We start from the raw sequence: 3,404 nt of genomic DNA on the forward strand, positions 1-3,404 counted from the left end.
CAACGACTGAATGACTGTCCTCAGGCTTATAATCAGCCATGAGCATTTCAGGAAGCTGTAATTGTGATATGTGTTTTTTTATGACATCTGTATCAACAGCAAAGTAGTATTTGTTATCGAAGTAGCGCTTCTGTCTTTCTATAGCGTCATAAACCTTATGATACACTACCTGATTCGGATAGTATTTATAATCTGCAAAAATCGAAATGCCGTTGTGATAGAAGTATTCTAAAATAGCCGCTGCACACCCCGCGCTTCTGCTCTGACCGTATTCGCACTGACAGATGATATCCTTGCCGTCCGCGTGCGCTTTTACGATAAACATCGCCATATCGTCGGCTTCGGTGAAATAAGTATCGTATGTATACCCCTTGCGCTTGAGGACTTCAAGATCGAGATCTTCAAGCTCACTGTAAAATACGTCCTTACGCACTCCGCTGTAATCGACATGGGTATAGTCCTTATCGATACGCTTTATCGCGGGATCGTAAAAGCTGATAACTGCCGTATTATCTGGAAATGAGCCTTCTGCTATGATACGTTCGATTGCTGCTCTTGAATATACGAATACGTTCATAAGCACCTCCGCTTACCATTCAAAAAAACAAATAATTCTTAACCAATCATGAGAATCAGAAGTCTTCGTCATCCTCATAATAACTCTCGAAGATTTCTTTGCAATAGCTTTGAAAACGCTCATCAAACTCGTTAATCGTAATTTCGTCGGTATTATGTAATGAATGAATCGGGGGTGTTAGACATAAAACACCTCTATTACAGAAACCTCCTTTATACCCCTGATAATCAAGTGACGAAATGGTGTTAAGCATCGCATCTATAAACAAACTGCAAGTCCATTGTTCCCACTTCTTTAAGTGCGGTATATCGAAGCGATCCAGTTCATTTTTTAAATCGTTAAGGATGATTATAAGCTTAATATCCTTACGCTTTACATCAAACAAACCTACATATCTTCTGAAAAAAAGCCAGATGTTTTTATAATACGTCTTGAAACTATCAATATCAAAGTTATCATGAAGGCATGTTCCTTCTTCTATGAGTTCATCACGCCTTTTATCTTGTTCATTGTCAGAAGATAACTGTGCATTGATATATGGCTTAGAAATTACAGCGAATTCGCCCCAGAAGCTGCGTATTAAAAGACGATCTTTAATGCCAAAGTGTGATTCTTTCTGAGAAGAAGTCATCATGAAACGCTTGCTGGATTCGTAAAACGCATTGAAAAGAAGTATAAGCACGTTCTGCGTTTTCTCTTTTCCTGCAAGATCCTGTATATCGTCCACAAGAAGCACATCCGCCTGCAAATACTTCTCACGGAACTGTTCTGCTGTACCGCCGCTGTTGATGATATTTGTAAGATAGGAAACCATATCCGTTGTTGTTGTAAGAATCACATGAAGCTCAGGTGAATTCTGCTCGATCGCATTTTTGACAGCATAGAGCAGATGTGTCTTGCCTGTTGCAGTTCCGCCGAATAACGCTAACGACTTGGAATCTGCGTTCTCGGCAAACTGCTTCGCTTTCTCAAAAGCTTTGCTATTCTCTTTGGTAACCTCAAAACTGTCGAATGTGAATCTGCTGCCCTTCTTATTATTCTGCATAATTCGCCCTCCTTCTCAGCGTTCTTTTATCGTGTAGATTGGATGACCAGTACCATAATCCCTATATATACGATTTCCTTTAATCGTGAAGAGAGGATGTCCGGTTCCGTAACCTTCGTATACTCGCATAAAAGACCTCCGTTCTGTGCAAGGCACATATATGGTGTTGGCAGCTTATCAGTTTTATCCCAGTGCATCTCCGCTGCCCTGCCTATGAGACAGCCACGGAATTTATCAGTATTGCGCATTTGTACCTCTTTAACGTTTGGGGTAGATTGACTGATAATCGTATCCTACTACGATTCGTCACTCATTCAGGCAAATTCACTTACCTTAGCGATAATCCCCTGAAAACGTTCAGATTCCAGAAGTCTTTGGATGCTATTAATAGATTTGATTGTTGACTCCTTCGATGAAAAATCAACAACAATTTCCTCTGTTGCGATTGTGTTATCACGTTTTGCTTTTGAATAATTGGTTCTTATCTTCGCATTAAGCACCTGATTCTTGATATAATCGCCTGATTCGATATGTGCTACAACTCTGACCACTTGCGTTTCCTGCAGCGGAATGCTTCCACTCCATCTGATCTCGAAGTGAAACCTGCAAGACTGCCACAAATCCATGAAAGCACTTGCATAAACTTCAAGATACTCTGTATGCAGTGTTTGGGAATTTCCACGATGAACGATGTATTTCTCATTCGAAAGTACTGAAAACGTATTTGCAAAATAGCTTTCAAAGCCAAGAGGCTCCATTGTATAAGTAACATTTTCCATAATCGAATCCTCCCTAAAATCTTTATAAGATTAATTGAATAAACCTATTATCGATTTACTTGCTCGTCAACTTCTGGGAACTGAGATATTACTATATCTGCGTATTGATTCCACCACTCTTTTGCATTCCTTAGTCTCCTCCATTCATCAATTACTCCTTTCCTTGCGTTAGAATCAGACATCCAAGCAATAAAATCAAGTTGCAATGCACTATACGGAGTACCGTCATAATCTCGATATTCCCTGTTAGAAGCCGACTTTAACCACAAAAATACTTTTTCCTGAAAAACATGGTACTGCCCGAATGATAGATTACTCCAGGTCGTTTTAGGTTTCGCAATTCCGGCGTTCTTCTTGCACCACTCAATCACATTGTTATCAACAGGAATGTGACAATATTTAAAGTAATCGGTTCTCTCAGCGGAATCAGAAAAACAGTATAGGTGTTTAAAAGTAATATTTACAAGCTTCTGCGCCTTGCCAAATTTAAGTTCGATATCTGGAAGAGCAGAAAAATCCTTACAAACTTCTTCACACAATTCCCTATGCCAATTGTCAAATTCATCTTTCGTCTTCGGCGGTTGAATAAAATAAAGAACAAGTGCATCTGTCACCTTGTTAAAGATAGATTCTTTTTCGTTCTTATATTTGCCGATTCCTTTAAGATGTCTCGGCGTCATATCGTGGTATGCTGCCTTAGAAACAATATTGTAGATATTGTCTCTTGACAGTACGCTCCAGTTAAAATGGCCATACGGAAAACATACCAGTAGCTTTTCTCTCGTCGTAAAATCTGCCATAAAAAGCACCTCCCAATCGAATTGTGATTCTATATCCTAATATTTCTTACCCCAGTGCTCCCCACTTCACATGTGCAGAGCATCCGCCGTTTGCCTGTCTGGTCTGTCTCCAGGCACCTGACTTCTGATTCAGGCATTTGCCCGTAGCCATTGGACTGCTTACCTCCAGTCTTGAGCCAAAATGATCGCAGATCTTCCGCTCA

General features: G+C 40.1%; 3 protein-coding genes and 1 pseudogene. All 4 read right to left on the reverse strand.

What is annotated here, in order from left to right:
- Positions 1-577: pseudogene (locus BMX22_RS15635) on the reverse strand (hypothetical protein); the annotation flags it as partial.
- Positions 578-632: 55 nt separating this feature from the next.
- On the reverse strand, positions 633-1,622 hold the full coding sequence (locus BMX22_RS15640; protein ID WP_074743557.1) for a DnaA ATPase domain-containing protein: 990 nt from the start codon (positions 1,620-1,622) through the stop codon (positions 633-635).
- A gap of 314 nt (positions 1,623-1,936) precedes the next feature.
- Complete coding sequence (locus BMX22_RS15650; protein WP_074743559.1) at positions 1,937-2,401, reverse strand: hypothetical protein; 465 nt, start codon at positions 2,399-2,401, stop codon at positions 1,937-1,939.
- 47 nt (positions 2,402-2,448) lie between these two features.
- On the reverse strand, positions 2,449-3,201 hold the full coding sequence (locus tag BMX22_RS15655) for a hypothetical protein (protein ID WP_074743560.1): 753 nt from the start codon (positions 3,199-3,201) through the stop codon (positions 2,449-2,451).
- Between the last annotated feature and the right edge of the window lie 203 nt (positions 3,202-3,404).

The sequence above is a fragment of the Ruminococcus sp. YRD2003 genome, assembly GCA_900109435.1.
In the GTDB taxonomy this organism is placed as follows: Bacteria; Bacillota; Clostridia; order Oscillospirales; family Ruminococcaceae; genus Ruminococcus; species Ruminococcus flavefaciens_G.